This is a genomic window from Massilia sp. CFBP9026 (genome assembly GCF_034045165.1).
GTDB lineage: Bacteria > Pseudomonadota > Gammaproteobacteria > Burkholderiales > Burkholderiaceae_D > Telluria > Telluria arenae.
This window is the reverse complement of sequence record NZ_JAXCWH010000007.1, coordinates 67,820-84,998: the sequence shown is the minus strand read 5'-3', so window position 1 is coordinate 84,998 and position 17,179 is coordinate 67,820. Positions and strand designations below refer to the sequence as shown.

The window sequence follows — 17,179 nt, the reverse complement described above, 5'->3', positions numbered from 1 at the left end:
TCGAAGCCAGGGCTTGCCGGCAAGGGTGCCGGCCGTGCTAGAATCGCCGCGTGAAATATTCCGTCCGTCTCCTGTTCGTATGGCTGATGCTGCTGGCGATCCCGTTCCAGGGAATCGCTTCGGCCGCCATGCTCGCATGCGCGCACGATGCAGGCAATAGCGCGGCGCAAGGGACGCAGCAGGCCACGCATGCTGCTACGGCGCACCACGACGCCGCGAGCAGCCCTTGCCACGAGACGCAGCAGATACACGACGGGACGCCGGACCTTGCCCAGGATGCCCACGATCACGACGGCAGCTGCAGCGCCTGCGCCGCATGCTGCATGGGCGCCGCCATGGCGCCCGCGACCGGCGTTGCGCCGCCTCCGCCAACCCTGACCACTACCCTCCTCGTGGCCGCCACTGGCCGTCTTGCCGCGGTCGACCTCGCGCTGCCCGAACGACCGCCCCGCTTCCCGCTCGCCTGATGTCGCCCGCCGCGCACGGTGCGCGGCCCGCCGTATTTCATCCGAACGAGGACACCATGTTTATCCATACCGCCGCGCCATGGCGCGCGGCCGCCCTGCTGGGTGCATTGCTAGCGGCCATGCCCGCCGTCGCCCAGCACACCGCCGACGACCCCGCCGCGAAGGTTCCCGAGACGCGCTACCAGAGCGCCCACGTCCAGCGCCCGCCTGCCGCCGCCGCGGCCACGCCGGACCGCAACTGGCAGGAAAGCAACCGCACCGTGGCCAGCCAGCCGGCACACTCTCATCACGGCGCACACGCCGATCATTCCACGCATGCCGGCCACGCCAAGCCCGCGCAACAGGCAAAGCCGAAAGCCGAAGACCATGAACACCATGGCCACCACGGACATGGAGAACACCACTGATGGCCGCTCCGATCATGTCGCGCAGCGCGCTGGCCGCGGCTGCCGCGCTGCTGCTGGCCGGCTGCGCCAGCACCGATCCCGATACCGCTTTCCGCCTGAGCGCTGACGAGGCGCGTACCCGCACCGGCGTCGAGGCGCGCCTGCTGCAGAGCGACGATGACCGGCGCGCGCTGGCGTCGGAGATCGACGCCCTGCTCAAGGAACCCCTTGGCCTGGACGCCGCCGTGCGCATCGCCGTCCTGAACCACCCCGGCCTGCAGGCGAGCTACTGGGACGCCGGCATCGCCCAGGCCGACCTGGCCCAGGCCGCGCGCCTGCGCAATCCCTCGTTCGGCTTCTCGCGCATGGATGGCGGCGGCAGCCGCGAGATCGAGCGCGGCGTGTCGCTCGACCTGGCGGGCCTCTTGACCATGCCGCTACGCCAGCGCATGGCCGAGCGGCGCTACCAGGAAACCACCTTGCAGGTCGCCGCCGCCATCGAACGCCATACGATCGCCACCCGGCGCGCCTGGATCGAGGCCGTTGCCGCCGGCCAGGCGCTCGACTATGCGCGCCAGGTCGCCGCGGCCGCCGACGCCTCCAGCGAGCTGATGGAGCGCATGACGCTGGCCGGCAATGCCAGCGCACTCGACCTGGCGCGCGAATCGGCCTTCCATGCCGAAGCCGGCGCCGCCGTGCTGCGCGCCGGCCGCGCCCGTGACGCCGCCCGCGAACACCTGACGCGCCAGCTCGGCCTGTGGGGCTTTCATGCCGGCTACGCCTTGCCTGATCGCCTGCCCGAGCTGCCGGCGCAGCCGGTCGAACTGGCCGGCATCGAGCGGCTGGCCCTCGAGCAGCGACTCGACGTGCGCGCCGCGCGCGCCGCCGCCGCCGGCACCGCCGCCGACCTGGGCCTGACGCGCACCACGCGCATGGTCAATGTGCTCGACCTGGGCTACGCCAGCAAGAGCGAGACGGGCGAACCGCGCAGCGAAGGCTATGAAATTTCGCTCGAATTGCCGCTGTTCGACTGGGGCGGCGCCCGCGTCGCGCGTGCTGAAGGCGTGTATATGCAGGCCATCGGACGGGTCGCCGAGACGGCCGTCAACGCGCGCAGCGAAGCGCGCGCCGGCTACCTGGGCTACCGTGCCAGCTACGACGTCGCGCGCCACTACCGCGAGCAGGTGATCCCGCTGCGCCAGAAAATCGCGGCCGAGACCCTGCTGCGCTACAACGGCATGCTGGCCAGCCCCTTCGAGCTGCTGGCCGATGCGCGCGAACAGGCGGCGGCGGTGCACGCCACCATCGACGCCCTCAAGGATTTCTGGCTGGCCGAGGCCGACCTCGAAGCCGCCCTGGGAGGCCGCTTGCCGCCCGCACACGAACACAAGGAAGCACAATGACCAACCGCAGATCGTTCCTGACTGGCGCCGGCGTGACCATGCTGGGCGCCTCGCTGGTGAGCAAGGCCGGCGCCGCCGGTCTGCCCGAAGCCCCCGTCCACACCTCCGCCGCCACCGCGGCCCCACTGGCGCCGCCGAGCGGCCGTCCCTACAACCCGGTCGTGACCCTCAATGGCTGGACCCTGCCCTGGCGCATGAAGGACGGCGTCAAGGAATTCCACCTGGTGGCCGAACCGGTGGTGCGCGAACTGGCGCCCGGCATGCAGGCCAATCTGTGGGGCTACAATGGCCAGAGCCCGGGCCCCACGATCGAGGTCGTCGAAGGCGACCGGGTGCGCATTTTCGTGACCAACAAGCTGCCCGAGCACACCAGCGTGCACTGGCACGGCCAGCTGCTGCCGTGCGGGATGGACGGCGTCACCGGCCTCACGCAACCCGGCATCCAGCCCGGCAAAACCTTCGTCTATGAATTCGTGGCGCGCCATGCCGGCACCTTCATGTACCACCCGCACGCCGACGAGATGCAGCAGATGGCGATGGGGATGATGGGCTTCTGGGTGACGCATCCGAAGAATCCGCGCCAGCATGCCGTCGACCGCGATTACGTGATGCTGCTGTCGTCCTACGACATCGAACCGGGCAGCTACACCCCGCGCACCAACACCATGCTCGACTTCAATCTGTGGACCATCAACAGCCGGGTGTTCCCGGGCCTGGATTCGATGGTGGCCGGGCTGAACGAGAAGGTGCGCATCCGGGTCGGCAACCTGACCATGACCAACCACCCGATCCACCTGCACGGCCACCGCTTCGAAGTGGCCGGCACCGACGGCGGCTGGGTGCCCAAGTCGGCGCGCTGGCCCGAGGTCACCACCGACGTCGCCGTGGGCCAGATGAGGGCCATCGAGTTCGTCGCCGACGCGCCGGGCGACTGGGCCTTCCACTGCCATAAATCGCACCACACCATGAATGCGATGGGACACGACGTGCCGACCCTGATCGGGGTCGATCACCGCGGCGTGGCCGAGAAGATCAACAAGCTGGTGCCGGGCTATATGGTCATGGGCGACAAGGGCGGTTCGATGGGCGACATGAAGATGGCGCTGCCGCACAATACGCTGCCGATGATGAGCGGCGACGGCCCCTTCGGCAACCTCGAGATGGGCGGCATGTTCACGGTGCTGAAGGTGCGCGAAGGCCAGAAGCGCGGCGACTACCGCGACCCAGGCTGGTACCGTCATCCGGCCGGCAGCGTCGCGCGCGAATGGACCGGCGAAGTGCCGGCCGCCACCAGCGCGCCGAACGCCAGCCCGGCGGCGCCGGCCGGCCCGGTCCTCAACGCCCGCAAGCCCGGCGCCAAGGACCACGGCGGCCACCACTAAGCCTGTTCCACCCCGCGCAGCAGCTCGATCAGCTGCTGCGGCGCCACCGGCTTGGTGAAGTGATGATCGAAGCCGGCCGCCAGCGAGGCGGCGTGGTCTTCCTGCCGGCCGCGTCCCGTGACCGCCACCAGGTAGGGGCGCGGACACTTGTCGGCCAGGATGGCGGCCACTTCAAGTCCGCTCATCTCGGGCATGCCCAGGTCGAGCACCACGATGTCGGCGCAGCGCTCATGGTATAGCCGCAGCGCCTGGGCGCCGTCGTGGGCCACCGTCACGCTCGCCCCTTCGGAACGCAGCAGCCAGGCCAGCGACTCGGCGGCGTCGACGTTGTCGTCGGCGACCAGGATATGCTTGCCGTTGACGGCGCCGCCGGCCGACTCGCCCTCGGCCTGGGCCTCCGGCTCGGCCGCCTCGCACAGCGGCAGGCGCACGATGAAGGTGGCGCCCTTCCCCTCCCCGTCGCTGTCGGCGTGGACGCTGCCGCCATGCAGCTCGACGAAGCCCTTGGCCAGCGACAGCCCGATTCCCAGCCCACCCTGGGCCAGGTGGCGCGCGCTGCCGACCTGCACGAAAGGATCGAACACGCGCTCGATCATGCCGGCGTCCAGGCCCACGCCATTGTCGGCCACCCAGGCCACCGCCTCGCCATTCTCCGAGCGCAGTCCGATCTCGAGCGCGCCGCCGGGCGGCGTGTACTTGGCCGCATTGTTGATCAGGTTCGCGAACACCTGGGTCAGGCGCAGCGCGTCGGCGTCGGCCCACAGGGGCTCGTCGACCAGCCGCAACGCCACCTGGTGACGCCCGCTCTCGATCAGCGACATGCTGGCCTGCAGGGCGTCGCGGATCAGGCGCCCGAGTTCGACCCGCGTGCGCCGCAGCTCGATCTTGCCGCGGCCGATGCGCGAGACGTCCAGCAGGTCGTCCAGCAGGCGCGCCATCTGGCCGACCTGGCGGCCCACCATGGCGGCGATCCACTCGATGCGCTCGGGCGACAGCGACTTGGCGCGCAGCAGCGAGGCCGCATTGGCGATCGGCGCCAGCGGGTTGCGCAGCTCGTGCGCCAGGGTGGCGATGTACACGTCCTTGCGCTGGTCGGCCTCGCGCAGGCCGTCCATCGCCTGCTCGCGCTCGGTCACGTCCAGCACCAGCGAGAACACGGTCAGGATCTGGCCGGCCTCGTCGACCAGCACCGAGTTGTACCACTCGCAGCACAGCACGCGGCCGTCGCGGGTGAGGTTGCGGTTGCGCGACTTGGCGTGGCGGGTGGGCGAATCGAGCAGGCGCCGGATCATCTGGCCCACCTGGTCGGCGTCGCTGTCGTGGATCAGCGGCAGCGCATCGATGCGGGAGCCGACCACTTCATGCTGGCGCCAGCCGAACAATTCCTCTGCGCGCCCGTTCCACAGGGTGACGGCACGGTCGCGGTTCCATTCGATGACGGCCAGCGGCGTGTTCTCGACCAGGTAGCGCGTCTGGTCCAGCGCGCGCGCCAGGGCCGCACTGGCCTCGGTGCGTTCGGTGATGTCGGCTACCACGATCACTGCCGCCGCCAGTTCGGCGGCGCCGTCGCGCAGCGGCGCGCCGCTCACCGTATGGGTGCGCCGCACGCCGTCATGGTCGCTTTCCAGCAGGGCGTCGTGAAACGTCTCGCCGCCGACCGCACGCGCCACCGGATCGCGGATCAGGTCGAGCATCGCGGCGATGCCGGTATGCGCCCCTGCGTCTGCCCCGGCATGCGCGCCGGCGGCGCCTGGCGCGAAGCTGGCCGCCATCCGGCCGGCCTGGTCGTTGGCCATCACGCAGCGCCCCGCCGCGTCGACGATCAGCACCCCGTCCGGCAACTGCCGCAGCACCGTCCCCAGCAGGCTGTGCCACTGGGCGTGGGCGCGGGTCTCCATCATTTCCTGGAAGGTCGCGTGCAGGCGCGCATGCAGGGCGATATTGTCGATCGCCAGCGCCCCCAGCACGAACAGCGCCGCCGCCAGGCCATACAGGCGGCCGGCATAGAAACCGAGGTCGAACATGCCGCCATTGAGCACGCAGGACAGTGCGATCTCGAACACCCAGGCCGCCATCGCCACCGCCAGCCAGACATCGAGCACGGTGCGCGGACGCTTGCGCACGATGGCCCACAGCACCCCCACCGACAGCGCAAGTATGGCGCCCGCGATCCAGTGATACAGCGGGAGCGTGCGGTCGCCGTCCATCAACGGCGGCAGCCAGCGTGCGCCCGAGGTCGACACCAGCACCAGCAGCGCCACGACCAGCACGATCAGCAAGGCGCCGACGCGCATGAAGTGCGGCGGCAGTGGCGGCGCATCGGTGCTGCGGGTATAGCCGAGCACGAACAGGGGGAATAGCGCATGCCAGGCGACGTGCAGCCAGGGCGTGGTCTGGTGATTGCCGCCCAGCACGCCCTGGTCGGCGAACAGGCCGGGAAAGGTCAGCAGGTGGGCGCTGGCGATCAGCGCCGTGAGCAGGTAGCCCAGCACCAGGATGCCGAGCGCGCGCGAGCGTCCCGTGTGGACGTGCCCGAGCAGCAGGATGCCGGTCAGCAGGTTGGCGCCGATCAGCACCGAGCCGTACATCGGGATGAATTCCGGCGCCCGCGCCAGCGGTATCCCGGCGGCCGGCGCCAGCAGCGCAAAGACCAGCGCCAGGCCGGCCAGCACCCACACCACGTGGCGCAGCTGGGCGCCGCTCGGATGATGCTTCACCAGGTCCGTCGGTTCTGCCAGAACGCCTTGTCGCATGTATCTCCCCGTGGAGGATCCGGCGGGGGCAGCATGGTTTTCGGGCTGTCCGGGCGGTGCCTGGTTTTATTGTCGTTTCAATAAAATATAGCGCAATTCCCCCTGCATAGGTAGGGAATTAAATGACTTATCGTCCATATTTGATACCGCGTGACCAAAAACCCTTAGGCGGAGGCGCGTCCTGTGACCGGATAGCCGGCGCCGTCGATGGCCGCCACGATGCGGTCGAGGTCGGCCTGGCTGTCGATGCGCACGCTGGCCTTGTCGAGGTCGATCGCGACCTTGGCGTCGGCGTCGACCGCCTGCACCGATTTGGTGACGCGGCCCACGCAGTGGTTACAGCTCATGCCTTCCACGGTCAGTTCATACATGGTGTTTTCTCCTGTCGTTTGGGGCGGGACCGCCCCGGTTGAAATAGGTTCGGATACGGGTGCGCGTGCGGGCGCCGTCGCGGCCGGCGTCCAGCGCCGCAGCAGCAGCGCGTTGGCGACCACGCTCACCGAACTGAGCGCCATCGCGGCGCCGGCCAGCACCGGATCGAGCAGCCCGAAGGCCGCCAGCGGCAGGCCGATCACGTTATAGACGAAGGCCCAGCCCAGGTTCTGGCGGATCTTGCGGTAGGTGCGGCGCGACACCGCGATGGCGTCGGCCACCAGCCGCGGGTCGCCGCGCATCAGGGTCACGCCGGCGCTGTGCATGGCGACGTCGGTGCCGGTCGCCATCGCCATGCCGACGTCGGCCGCGGCCAGGGCCGGCGCGTCGTTGATGCCGTCGCCGACCATCGCCACCTTGCGCCCGCCCTGGCGCAAGCCGGTGACGATCAGCGCCTTGTCGGCCGGCAGCACCTCGGCATGCACGCGCTCGATGCCGAGCGCCTGCGCCACGGTGCGCGCGGCGCCCAGACTGTCGCCGCTGAGCAGGACCGGCTCGATGCCGGCCTCCTTCAGGCGCGCGATCGCGCTTGGTGCGCCCGGCTTGATGCGGTCGCCGAAGGCGAACAGGCCCAGCACCTGCAGCCGGCCATCCCGGCGCTCGGCCAGCCACGACACGGTGCGCCCGGCCGCTTCATGTTGCTCGCCACCCGCCGCCGGCACGCCGAGTTCCTCCATCAGGCGCCGGTTGCCGAGCACGATGGTGGCGCCGTCGACCTCGGCCTCGACGCCGCGGCCCGGCAGTGCGCGCGCGGCACTGGCCGCTGGCGGCGCCAGGCCCTGGCGCGCCGCTTCCTCGAGCACGGCGCCCGCCAGCGGGTGGGAACTGCCGCCCTGCACGCTGGCGGCCAGCGCCAGCAGCCGCGCCGGGTCGACGCCCTCGTGGGCCACCAGCTGCGGCTTGCCCTCGGTCAGGGTGCCGGTCTTGTCGAACACGACGACGTCCAGTGCATGCGCGGTCTCGAGCGCCTCGGCGTCCTTGATCAGGATGCCGTGGCGGGCCGCCGCCCCGGTGCCGACCATGACCGCGGTGGGCGTGGCCAGTCCCAGCGCGCAGGGGCAGGCGATCACCAGCACCGCCACCGCATTGAGCAGGGCTGCCTGCCAGTCGCCGCCGGCCAGACCCCAGCCCAGCAGGGTCGCCAGCGCGATCGCGAGCACCACCGGCACGAACACCGCGCTGACCCGGTCCACCAGGCGCTGGATCGGCGCCTTCACGGCCTGCGCATCCTCGACCATGCGGATGATCTGCGACAGCATGGTCGCCGCGCCGACCGCCGTCGCCTCGACCAGCAGCAGGCCGTCGGCATTGACGGCGCCGCCGGCCACCCGCTCGCCCGGCTCTTTCGCCACCGGCAGGCTCTCGCCGGTCAGCAGCGACTCGTCCAGGTGGCTGCGGCCGTCGACCACGACGCCGTCGGCCGGCACCCGCGCACCGGGCTTGACCACCATCAGCTCGCCCACGCGCAGCTCGGCCAGCGCCACCCGCACGTCCTTGCCTTCGCGCCGCACCAGCGCCTCATCGGGCCGCAAGCGCCCCAGTGCGTCCAGCGCCGCCAGGGTCTGGCGCTTGGCGCGGCCTTCCAACCACTTGCCGAGCAGGACCAGGGCGATCACGACCGCCGAGGTTTCGAAATACAGATGCGGTTCGGCATGGGCGCCGTGCGCGCCCGCGCTCAGGAGCAGGTAGACCGACAGGCCATAGGCGGCGCTGGTGCCGAGCGCCACCAGCAAGTCCATATTGCCGCTGCCGGCGCGCAGCGCCTTCCAGCCGGCGCGGTAGAAGCGCGCGCCGAGCCAGAACTGGACCGGCGTGGCCAGGGCCAGCTGCAGCCAGCCCGGCAGCATCACGTCATGACCGAACGGTGCGGCCAGCATCGGCAGCACCAGCGGCAGGCTCAGCAGCATGGCGGCGGCCACCGGCCACCAGGCCGGCAGCGTACCGCGGGCTTCCCTGCGCCGCACGGGGGCCGCGCCGGTGGCGTCTGGCAATGCGATGTCCGCCTCGTATCCTGCCGCGCGCACGGCGGCCGCCAGGACATCCGGCGCGGCCTGGCCCTGCACGCTGGCCTTTTCGGTGGCCAGGTTGACGCTGGCGCCGCTCACGCCCGGCACCGCGCGCAGCGCCTCCTCGACCCGCGCCACGCAGGAGGCGCAGGTCATGCCGTCGATGTTCAGGACAGTGTTGATCATTTGCTTGTTCCTCGAATCCATACCACGAGGATAGTCCTTCCCACGATGGGAAGGTCAAGCGTTTTTCATTTAGTTCACACAACGGGCTTGCGCCGGTCGCAGGCGTGGGGCCGCCGAAGGCGATACAACTAGAGCCGGGCCTCGCTTCGAGGATTCAGCACCGAGCCGCGGGAGGACACATGAAGTCGCCAGCCACGCTGTTGCTATGGATACTGATGACCGTCCTGTTGTCCGCCTGCGGCAGCGACGACGACAGGTCCCAGGCCGAACGCGCCGGCATCGGCGCCATCGACCAGTCCGCCGGCGCCACGCCTTTCGTGGCGCAGCTGAGCTACGCGCTGGACAATTTCGCCCACCTCGACAGCGTGCACTACACGATCGCCGGCCGCCCGGGCTCGCATTCGCGGCCGGTCGCGGTCACCTACGACCAGGCCTGGCTCGGACGGCGCGCGGCCTGGGACGCGTCCGGCAAGCGCATCGCCCTCCCCGTCTTCGGCCTGTACGCCAACCACCGCAACGAACTCACGCTCACGACGCGCTTTCGCGACGGATCGACCCACGTGGCCCAGGTGGCGGTGGCCACCGGCCCCTACACCGGCCCGGCCACGGTCTATGCCACGCCCGAGGTGCGCACCGCGCGCGGGGCGGCCTCGCCCGGCGTCGAATACATGCTGATCAAGAACGGCATCACGACGCCGGTCATCCTCGACAGCGACGGCCAGATGCGCTGGGCCGGCAACACGCCCGGCAGCTCCTTCTCCTCGCTGTTCGGCGACGATGCCTTCTATGTCGGCGACCAGCTCGCGCCGCTGCTGCACCAGGTCGACGTCGACGGCACCGTGCGCAGCAGCCGCCTCGACGATCCGCGCTACACCAACTTCCACCACGAACTGGCGCGCGGCAAGACCGGCTTCCTGGCCGAACTCGACGCCCTGGTCGGCGGCGTGCGGCTGGTGGAGTCGATCCTGGCCGAGATCGACATCTCGGGGCGGGTGCTCAAGGAGTGGGACCTGGGCCAGATCTTCCGCGCGGCGATGCGCGCCGGCGGCGACGATCCCGACAACTTCGTGCGCGACGGCATCGACTGGTTCCACATGAACTCGGCCATCTACGATGCCCACGACAATTCGCTGCTGATCTCGAGCCGCGAAAACTTCGTCGTCAAGCTCGACTACGAGACGGGCGCGATCCGCTGGCTGCTCGGCGACACCAGCAAGCACTGGTACGTCAACTACCAGTCGCTGCGGGCGCTGGCCCTGCGCGTCACCGAGGGCAAGGCGCCGATCGGCCAGCATACGCTGTCGGTTGCACCCAACCGCGAACTCATCATGTTCAACAATGGGATGGCCAGTCTCAACCCGCCCTTGGGCGCCCCAGCGGGCGAAAACCGCAGCTACAGCACGCCGTCGCGCTACGCGATCGACGAGACGGCGCGCACTGCGCGTGAAGTCTGGACCTGGGATGCGAACCGCGAACTGCTGTCGAATGTCTGCTCATCCGCCTATGAAGGCGCCGCCGGTCAATATCTGGTGGCCTACGCCGCGCTGGAGGAGTACACGCTGGCGCGGCTGATCGCCGTCGACAGCGCCGGCCAGGTGGCCTTCGATTACGCCTACCCGACCACGGCCTGCAATACCGTCTTCATCGCCCAGCCCTTGCCCCTCGAAGACCTGCGCCTGCACTGAGCAGTCGCACGCAGCCGGACTCAGCTGCCGAGCTTGAACAAGACGCCAACCGCCAGCTCCAGCCACAGCCACACGGCGGCCAGCGCCACCGCAGCGACGGCGGCGATCCGCTGCCACGGCTGCCGGTGCGCCACCCGGCGCGCTGTGCGCAGGCAGGCCAGCCCGGCGCCGGACACCAGCAGTGCGGCGATGGCGAAATCGAAGCCGGTCCACGCCACCTGGTGCGTAAACTGCATGGCGACCAGCGGCGCCAGCAGGATTACCGCGGTCGCCAGGCCGACCCGCAACAGATCGATGCGCAGCGTGCCCTTGTGCGCGATGGCGTCGCGTGAATCCGCGGTATGCATGGTGTTCTCCTGGATGTTGGGTGGCCGGCAGGCGGAAAAGGCCAAATACCGTGTTCACCATCCTAATCCTGTTACGGCGAGGAAGGAAGCGGCAGAACACAACCACGCCCGGATTTCTTGGCCTCGTACATCCAGTGGTCGGCTTCCTTGATCAATTCTTCCGGCGTGGGCGCCTGCCCGGGCGCCTGGACGGCGATGCCGATGCTGGCCCCGACCCGGACCGTCGCGCCGCACAGTTCGACGGGCATGGAGACCGCCTCGACCAGCTTGCGGCCGACCCGGTGCGCATCGCCCAGGCCATCGGCCAGGTCCGCGAGCAGCACCGTGAACTCGTCGCCAGCCAGCCGGAACACGCTGTCGGTGCGCCGCACCGCCTGGCGCAGGCGCGCCGCGATGGCCCGCAGCAAGGCGTCGCCGCCGTCGTGGCCGAGCTGGTCGTTGACCGCCTTGAAGCCGTCCAGGTCGATGAACAGCAGGCCGAGCCGGCCCTGGGCGCGGTCGGCGCGTGCCTGCGCCAGCGGCAGCGCCTCCATCAGCGCGCGCCGGTTCGGAAGGCCGGTCAGCAGGTCGTGCCGGGTCTCGTATTCGCGCTGGGCGTCGCGCTGCTTGCGCAGTGTGACGTCGTGCAGGAAAGCGCTGAAGACCGGTTCGCCGCGCACCTCGTGACGGCGAATGCGCACCTCGACCGTCAGCCGGCTGCCGTCGCGCCGCAGCGCCGGCAGTTCGACCCGGCGGTCGAGGATGCGGGAGGTGCCGGTGCGCAGGTAGAGCTGCATGCCGCCGCGGTGGGCGCCGGCCAGCTCGGCCGGGATGATCAGCGCGTCGAGCGGCCGGCCCAGCGCCTCCTTCGCGCTCCAGCCGAACGTCTGCTCGGCCTGGCGGTTCCAGGCGGTGACCCGGCCGTTGCGATCCAGTCTGATGTAGGCGTCGTTGGCATTGTCGATCACGCTGCGCAGTTCTTCCTCGCGCTCGCCCAGCTCGCGCGTGCGCGCCTCGACCCGCCGCTCGAGATCGGCGTGCAGGCGCGCCAGTTCTTCTTCCGCCAGCTTTTGTGCATGGATGTCCTTGATCACCGACACATCGTATTCGGGGCGCCCGGCGGCGTCGCGCTTGCGCTTGACGTCGACCTCGACCCAGACCGGCGAGCCGTCGCGGCGCAGGTAGCGCTTCTGGCGCCGCAGGAAATCGGTCTCGCCCCGCGCCAGCCGGTCCATCAGGGCCGCGTCCTCGGCGCGGTCGTCCGGGTGGGTGACGTCGGCAAAACCGCGCCCCTGCAGCTCGTCGGCCGTATAGCCGAGCAACTCGCTCAGCGCCCGGTTGACGCTGATCCAGCGCCCGTCCGGCGTCGTCAGCGCGATGCCGACGCTGGCGATCTCGAACACGGCGCGAAAGCGCTCTTCGCTCGCGTCCAGCACCGCATCGCTGTGCTGCAGCCGCGAGCGCGCCGCCGCCAGCCGTTCGCGGTACTGCACTTCGCGCATGATGATGGCGGCCAGGTCGACCAGCACCGCCTTCTGCTCGGCGTCGAGCTGGCGCGGGACGACGTCGATCGCGCACAGGGCGCCCAGCGCCAGGCCGTCGCTCGAGCGCACCGGCACGCCGGCGTAAAAGCGGATGTCGGGGGCGCCGGTGACGAGTGGATTATGGGCAAAGCGCGGGTCGCAGCGCGCATCCGGCACCACCAGCGGCTCGTCCTGCAGGATCGTGTGGGCGCAGAACGCATCCGCGCGCGGCGTCTCGGCAGCCTCGACGCCCACCCGCGACTTGAACCACTGGCGCTCGGCGTCGATCAGCGAAAACGCCGCCATCGGCACCTCCAGCAGGCGGCTGGCCAGGCGCACCACCCGGTCGAATACCGGCTCGGCCGGTGTGTCCAGCAGTTCGAGCTCGTGCAGCAGCGCGAGACGCTCGGTTTCGTCGGGAGGCAGGGCGGCTGCAGTCATGGCGTCAAGAAAATCATCTCCGGGTCGTTCGCCGAATGGCCGTATGCTACTGTAGCAGAGCAGGCTCCCGAGTCCCCGCACATGGGACCCGGTACTATCCACAGTGCAAGATTGCAAAACTTTGTTACATACCGGCTCGCGAGACTTTATATACTTGCGCGAGCGATCATTCACTTGCCCACCATGCGAATCCTGCCTTCCCTGTCGTACGCCCTGCTCTGCCTCGCCGTGTACCAGCCAGCCGCCGCGGCGACGGCCGAAGACATCACCTTGTCCGGCACGTCCAGACCCGCATCCTCTGCAGGTACGGCCGGCGCCGCGCGTGAGGTCGCGGCCCTGCGCGCGGCCGAGCAACGGCGCGCCAAGGCAGTGTCCAGCCGCGATGTAGCCACCCTGCGCGACCTGATCAGCCGCGACTATTACCACGTCGAGACCCGCGGCCGCGCCCGCACCAAGACTGAATTCCTGCAACTGCTGACACGCGACGAATACGAGTTCCGCTCCTATGAAATCGACGATTCCGAGATCCGGATGCTCGACAACGGCCAGGCGGCGCTGGTCACGGGCCGGTTCCGGGCCGCGGCCCAGGGTGCCGACGGGCCGCGCGAACTGCGCGGACGTTATGTACGCATGTGGGTGCTGGGGCCGGAAGGATGGCGCAACACCATGCAGCAGACCACCGAAATCCGCCCGCTTGCGATCCAGCGCGACCTCCGGACACAGCACTAAACGGCGGCCCTTTCCCGATCGCTCCGACCTGCGGGCGTGGCGCCGATGTCTGTCGGCCACGGACGCGCTCAATTTCCATGCAACTGCTTGTCAAGGCGACGTGATGCATCTATCATGAGAATGATTATCATTTGCTGTCGCATTTACAGCTTTTCATTCTGCCACGCCCAACCAGCGCGACCATGACCTCACTCACTCTCACGCCCCGCCACATCGCCTCGCGCACCGCGGTGGCCATCCTCGGCGGCTACGCCTTCACCTGGGGCGTCGTCGCCCTGGGCATCGCGCTGCTGTACAGCCTCGGCATGGAATTCCACGATGCCGAGCACCTGTCCTACATCATCGGTTTCCTGGTCTTCCTGACCGCCTTCCTGGTGGCCTTCGCCACCCAGGGATTGCGCAAGGTGGCGCTGTTGCTGGTGGGCGGCGGCGCGCTGATGAGCGCGGTGGCCTGGTGGCTGCAGAGCCTGATCATCGCGTCGGGGGTCTGATATGTTCCCTAACTTCCGCCATACGATGGCCTGGCTGCATACCTGGTTCGGCCTGGCGCTGGGCCTGGTGCTGATGGTCGTGTTCTTCTTCGGCTCGCTGTCCGTGTTCGACCGCGAGATCGACCGCTGGGCCATCCCCGATACCCGCTACGAACCGCAGCCGATGCCGTCGTTCGACAAGATGCTGGCGCCGATCTTCAAGGAAATGCAGCCCGACGCCGCCGCCCGCGCCATGACGGCGCCGCTGGCCAACGGCCCGCTGCCGGCCCACTTCGACACGCCGCGCAGCTGGGGCGCCTACACCACCCACCGCGACCCGGTGCTGCTGCTGTTCGCCGGCTATGAAGTGCCGAATGCGAAAGACCATGAAACGGCGATCTGGGCCAACCGCACTGTCGATCCGCGCACGGGCGAGGCCCTGCCGGTGGACCGCCTCAAGATCGGCAGCGAATTCTTCTATCCCCTGCACTACAGCCTGACCTTCGACTGGAAAAACGTCGGCTACTGGATCGTGGGCTTCTCGGCCCTCATGATGCTGATGGCCCTGGTCACCGGCGTCATCATGCACCGCAAGATCTTCCGCGAACTGTTCACCTTCCGGCCGAAGAAGAGCACCCAGCGCAGCATGCTCGACCTGCACAACCTGACCGGCGTCGTGGCCCTGCCCTTCCACTTCTTCTTCGCTTTCACCGGCCTGGTGATCTTTGCCTACATTTATTTCCCGGTCACGCATACCCAGCTGACCCCGCTGCACGACCGCCACGAACTGATGGAATCGAAGGAAACCGGCCTGCCGCACGACCGTGCCGGTGTGGCGGCCCCGATCGCCTCGGTCGACGCCATGGTGGCCGAAGCCCAGCGCCGTTGGGCAGCGAAAGGCATGGCCGGCGACGTCGGCTACCTGAACATCACCCATGTCGGCGACGCCAACGGCTATGTCAGCGTCTACCGCGCCGGCACCGACCGCGTCCAGCTGACCGGCGAAGGCATCCACTTCAAGGCCTCCACCGGCGAGCTGCTGCGCGAAGATCCGCCGCCGACCGTGGTGGCGCGCATCAATGAATTCCTGACCGGCCTGCACCTGCAACACTTCAAGCACTGGCTGCTGCGCTGGCTGTACGTGCTGGGCGGCCTGTCGGGCGCGGCCTGCATCGCCACCGGCCTGTTCTTCTTCGTCGAGAAGCGCAAGCGCCAGCACGCCAAGCAGGGCGTGAGCGGCGCGCGCGTGGTCGACGCGATGTCGGTCACGGTCGTCACCGGCATGCTGGTGGCCACCCTGTGCATGCTGATCGCCAACCGCCTGCTGCCTGACGTCATGCCGGCCGGCTGGCCGCTGCGCGGCGCCGTGGAGAAATACCTGTTCTGGGGCAGTTGGGTCGTGGCCGGCGCGCACGCGTTCTGGCGCACCGCCGCCGTGGCCGAGGGCCGCCTGGCCCCGGCCTGGCGCGAGCAGTGCCTGGCGGTGGCGGTGCTGGCAGTGACGGCGCCGGTGCTCAACTGGATCACCACCGGCGACCACCTGCTGCGCACCATCGCTTCCGGCTACTGGCCGGTGGCCGGCGCCGACCTGTTCATGCTCACCGGCGCCGCGCTGGCGGTGCTGGCCGCGCGCAAGCTGCGCCAGCGCGAAGCGCGCCCGCTGGCGGTCAAGAACGTGAGCCTGGAGGCCGGTCATGCCTGACGCGCTGCTCCTGCTTTTGGCCCTGCTGGCCTCCCTGGCCGGCATGGGCTGGTTTGCCCTGTCGATGGACGTGCACTGGGCCCAGGCTAGGGGTGCGGCACCGCTCTCCCCGGCTCTGGTCAAGACCCTGCGCCTGGGCGGCGCAGCAAGCCTGCTGCTGTCGCTGGTCCTCTGCCTGACGGTGGATTCGCCATCGATCGCGGTGCTGGTATGGTTCATGGCGCTGGCCGGCGCCACACTCACGATCGCCTTCACGCTCACCTGGCGCGCCAGCATCCTCGGGATGCTGGTATTCTGGACAGGATCAGGCGCCCGGTAAGTCGTCCCTGGGGTGCGCGGCCGCGCGCCCCGCCTTTCTTGCCGGTTTCGCCCGCATGGCACGTCGCAGGACGGCGCGATCGAGAGGGTCGCGCATTCCACTTGACCTCAAGTACGCTTGAGCTTGTGTAATACGACCTGACCATGCAAACCGCGGGACCGACCGGTCCCGGTGCAACGTTTCATGCCGGAACAGTGTTCCCAACCATCTGAACGGAGAATGATCATGCCTTACGCACTGCCGCCACTGCCGTACGCCTACGATGCCCTCGAGCCGCATTTCGATGCGCGCACGATGGAAATCCATCACACCAAGCACCACCAGACCTATATCACCAACGTCAACAACGCCCTGGCCGAAGCCAGCGTGGCCGAGGTGCCGGTCGAAGAACTGATCGGCAATATCGGCGCGCTGCCGCAGAACATCCAGAACGTGGTGCGCAACAACGGCGGCGGCCACGCCAACCACGCGCTGTTCTGGACCGTGCTGAGCCCGGACGGCGGCGAGCCTTCCGGCAAGGTGGCCAAAGCCATCGAGGACGATCTCGGCGGCTTCGACCGTTTCAAGGACGCCTTCACCAAGGCCGCGCAAACCCGCTTCGGTAGCGGCTGGGCCTGGCTGACCCTGGGCAAGGACGGCAAGCTGCTGGTCGAAAGCAGCGCCAACCAGGACAGCCCGCTGATGGGCGAGTTCGCCGGCATGTCGGGCGGCACGCCGATCCTGGGCCTGGACGTGTGGGAGCACGCCTATTACCTGCAATACCAGAACAAGCGTCCCGACTATATCGCGGCCTTCTTCAACATCATCAACTGGGCCGAAGTCGAACGCCGCTACGAGGCGGCGCTGGGCAGCCAGGTCGGCTAAAAACCACTGCATCAAGCGCGTCGTCCCCGCGCAGGCGGGGACCCAAGCTTACATGCGTAGCCACTTAATTCTCGTTAAGCGGTTCGTATGAATACTTGGGTCCCC

14 protein-coding genes are annotated in these 17,179 nt (G+C 69.0%); 10 read left to right on the top strand and 4 right to left on the bottom strand.

Annotated features, from left to right (window positions below):
- Nucleotides 1-50 precede the first annotated feature (50 nt).
- The 4 genes from SOM28_RS17810 to SOM28_RS17795 are packed head-to-tail and all read left to right on the top strand — an operon-like array spanning nucleotide 51 to nucleotide 3,638.
- The gene (locus SOM28_RS17810) at nucleotides 51-467 is read left to right on the top strand and encodes a hypothetical protein (protein WP_320468923.1); all 417 of its coding nucleotides are present in this window, start codon (nucleotides 51-53) and stop codon (nucleotides 465-467) included.
- Between the two features lie 56 nt (nucleotides 468-523).
- Nucleotides 524-874 carry a hypothetical protein gene (locus SOM28_RS17805; RefSeq protein WP_320468922.1) on the top strand — a complete coding sequence of 117 codons (351 nt, stop codon included), beginning with the start codon at nucleotides 524-526 and terminating at the stop codon, nucleotides 872-874.
- On the top strand, nucleotides 874-2,256 hold the full coding sequence (locus SOM28_RS17800) for a TolC family protein (RefSeq protein WP_320468921.1): 1,383 nt from the start codon (nucleotides 874-876) through the stop codon (nucleotides 2,254-2,256). The genes SOM28_RS17805 and SOM28_RS17800 overlap by 1 nt, the downstream gene beginning before the upstream one ends.
- Entirely contained in the window at nucleotides 2,253-3,638 is a 1,386-nt protein-coding gene (locus SOM28_RS17795) for a multicopper oxidase family protein (protein WP_320468920.1), read from the top strand. The genes SOM28_RS17800 and SOM28_RS17795 overlap by 4 nt, the downstream gene beginning before the upstream one ends.
- On the opposite strand, the gene SOM28_RS17790 is transcribed toward SOM28_RS17795, so the two are convergent.
- Together SOM28_RS17790 and SOM28_RS17785 are read right to left on the bottom strand one after the other, a co-directional pair.
- Entirely contained in the window at nucleotides 3,635-6,391 is a 2,757-nt protein-coding gene (locus tag SOM28_RS17790; RefSeq protein WP_320468919.1) for a PAS domain S-box protein, read from the bottom strand. The genes SOM28_RS17795 and SOM28_RS17790 overlap by 4 nt on opposite strands.
- A gap of 164 nt (nucleotides 6,392-6,555) precedes the next feature.
- Nucleotides 6,556-9,036 carry a heavy metal translocating P-type ATPase gene (locus tag SOM28_RS17785; RefSeq protein ID WP_414675180.1) on the bottom strand — a complete coding sequence of 827 codons (2,481 nt, stop codon included), beginning with the start codon at nucleotides 9,034-9,036 and terminating at the stop codon, nucleotides 6,556-6,558.
- A gap of 158 nt (nucleotides 9,037-9,194) precedes the next feature.
- Here SOM28_RS17785 and SOM28_RS17780 point away from each other — a divergent pair, with 158 nt between their 5' ends.
- Nucleotides 9,195-10,700 (top strand): aryl-sulfate sulfotransferase, encoded by a 1,506-nt coding sequence (locus SOM28_RS17780; RefSeq protein ID WP_320468917.1) that lies wholly within the window; start codon nucleotides 9,195-9,197, stop codon nucleotides 10,698-10,700.
- Between the two features lie 20 nt (nucleotides 10,701-10,720).
- Here the strand turns inward: SOM28_RS17780 and SOM28_RS17775 are convergent, their stop codons facing one another.
- Nucleotides 10,721-11,047 carry a hypothetical protein gene (locus SOM28_RS17775; protein WP_320468916.1) on the bottom strand — a complete coding sequence of 109 codons (327 nt, stop codon included), beginning with the start codon at nucleotides 11,045-11,047 and terminating at the stop codon, nucleotides 10,721-10,723.
- Nucleotides 11,048-11,118: 71 nt separating this feature from the next.
- Nucleotides 11,119-12,990 (bottom strand): PAS domain S-box protein, encoded by a 1,872-nt coding sequence (locus tag SOM28_RS17770; protein ID WP_320468915.1) that lies wholly within the window; start codon nucleotides 12,988-12,990, stop codon nucleotides 11,119-11,121.
- Nucleotides 12,991-13,173: 183 nt separating this feature from the next.
- Between SOM28_RS17770 and SOM28_RS17765 the strand changes: the two genes are divergently transcribed.
- The 5 genes from SOM28_RS17765 to SOM28_RS17745 all read left to right on the top strand — a co-directional run bounded on the left by SOM28_RS17765 (nucleotide 13,174) and on the right by SOM28_RS17745 (nucleotide 17,074).
- Nucleotides 13,174-13,719: a nuclear transport factor 2 family protein gene (locus SOM28_RS17765; protein ID WP_229415075.1), complete on the top strand. Its 546-nt coding sequence runs from the start codon at nucleotides 13,174-13,176 to the stop codon at nucleotides 13,717-13,719.
- A gap of 182 nt (nucleotides 13,720-13,901) precedes the next feature.
- Nucleotides 13,902-14,210: an iron uptake protein gene (locus tag SOM28_RS17760; RefSeq protein WP_123071521.1), complete on the top strand. Its 309-nt coding sequence runs from the start codon at nucleotides 13,902-13,904 to the stop codon at nucleotides 14,208-14,210.
- Nucleotide 14,211: 1 nt separating this feature from the next.
- Complete coding sequence (locus SOM28_RS17755; RefSeq protein WP_320468914.1) at nucleotides 14,212-15,891, top strand: PepSY-associated TM helix domain-containing protein; 1,680 nt, start codon at nucleotides 14,212-14,214, stop codon at nucleotides 15,889-15,891.
- Nucleotides 15,884-16,210, top strand: a complete 327-nt coding sequence (locus SOM28_RS17750; protein ID WP_320468913.1) for a DUF3325 family protein — start codon at nucleotides 15,884-15,886, stop codon at nucleotides 16,208-16,210. The genes SOM28_RS17755 and SOM28_RS17750 overlap by 8 nt, the downstream gene beginning before the upstream one ends.
- A gap of 225 nt (nucleotides 16,211-16,435) precedes the next feature.
- Entirely contained in the window at nucleotides 16,436-17,074 is a 639-nt protein-coding gene (locus tag SOM28_RS17745; RefSeq protein WP_123072219.1) for a superoxide dismutase, read from the top strand.
- The last annotated feature ends 105 nt before the right edge of the window (nucleotides 17,075-17,179 follow it).

What these genes read in the sequence shown, in the direction of transcription:
- SOM28_RS17805 (WP_320468922.1), top strand. Translation starts at nt 524, where the DNA reads ATGTTTATCCATACCGCCGCGCCATGGCGCGCGGCCGCCCTGCTGGGT.
- SOM28_RS17800 (WP_320468921.1), top strand. Translation starts at nt 874, where the DNA reads ATGGCCGCTCCGATCATGTCGCGCAGCGCGCTGGCCGCGGCTGCCGCG.
- SOM28_RS17795 (WP_320468920.1), top strand. Translation starts at nt 2,253, where the DNA reads ATGACCAACCGCAGATCGTTCCTGACTGGCGCCGGCGTGACCATGCTG.
- SOM28_RS17790 (WP_320468919.1), bottom strand. Translation starts at nt 6,391, where the DNA reads ATGCGACAAGGCGTTCTGGCAGAACCGACGGACCTGGTGAAGCATCAT.
- SOM28_RS17785 (WP_414675180.1), bottom strand. Translation starts at nt 9,036, where the DNA reads ATGGATTCGAGGAACAAGCAAATGATCAACACTGTCCTGAACATCGAC.
- SOM28_RS17780 (WP_320468917.1), top strand. Translation starts at nt 9,195, where the DNA reads ATGAAGTCGCCAGCCACGCTGTTGCTATGGATACTGATGACCGTCCTG.
- SOM28_RS17775 (WP_320468916.1), bottom strand. Translation starts at nt 11,047, where the DNA reads ATGCATACCGCGGATTCACGCGACGCCATCGCGCACAAGGGCACGCTG.
- SOM28_RS17770 (WP_320468915.1), bottom strand. Translation starts at nt 12,990, where the DNA reads ATGACTGCAGCCGCCCTGCCTCCCGACGAAACCGAGCGTCTCGCGCTG.
- SOM28_RS17765 (WP_229415075.1), top strand. Translation starts at nt 13,174, where the DNA reads ATGCGAATCCTGCCTTCCCTGTCGTACGCCCTGCTCTGCCTCGCCGTG.
- SOM28_RS17760 (WP_123071521.1), top strand. Translation starts at nt 13,902, where the DNA reads ATGACCTCACTCACTCTCACGCCCCGCCACATCGCCTCGCGCACCGCG.
- SOM28_RS17755 (WP_320468914.1), top strand. Translation starts at nt 14,212, where the DNA reads ATGTTCCCTAACTTCCGCCATACGATGGCCTGGCTGCATACCTGGTTC.
- SOM28_RS17750 (WP_320468913.1), top strand. Translation starts at nt 15,884, where the DNA reads ATGCCTGACGCGCTGCTCCTGCTTTTGGCCCTGCTGGCCTCCCTGGCC.
- SOM28_RS17745 (WP_123072219.1), top strand. Translation starts at nt 16,436, where the DNA reads ATGCCTTACGCACTGCCGCCACTGCCGTACGCCTACGATGCCCTCGAG.